1 protein-coding gene is annotated in these 279 nt (G+C 36.6%); it reads left to right on the top strand.

Annotation, left to right across the window (positions count from 1 at the left end):
* Positions 1 to 218, top strand: a 218-nt coding sequence (locus ACSG5Z_RS32605; RefSeq protein ID WP_435713009.1) for a Spo0B C-terminal domain-containing protein, incomplete at its 5' end; no start/stop codon positions are given.
* Positions 219 to 279: the final 61 nt, after the last annotated feature.

The raw sequence follows: 279 nt of genomic DNA, 5'->3' as shown, positions 1-279 counted from the left end.
GTTTAGACGTATATGTTGAAAATTTTGTTTGTATCACAATTGAATGTGACGCGGAGAATGCTCGTTTCTTTTTTGATTTTCGTGGTAAGCTAACGAGTGTAGAAGAACTACAGAATTGGCTTGCGAACCAAAACAATAAATGGTATTCCATTTCTTATACAGTACGAGACGAAGAAGTCTCAGTTATATTACAACCAATCGAAAAAAGTGTGGTGTAATAATGTTTGTAGATCAGGTCAAGTTATATGTAAAAGGCGGCGACGGTGGTAACGGAATGGT

Source organism: Bacillus pretiosus, from assembly GCF_051294775.1.
Lineage (GTDB): Bacteria > Bacillota > Bacilli > Bacillales > Bacillaceae_G > Bacillus_A > Bacillus_A wiedmannii.
Note: the sequence above shows the minus strand (reverse complement) of the source record. Positions and strands in the feature narration are given on the sequence as shown.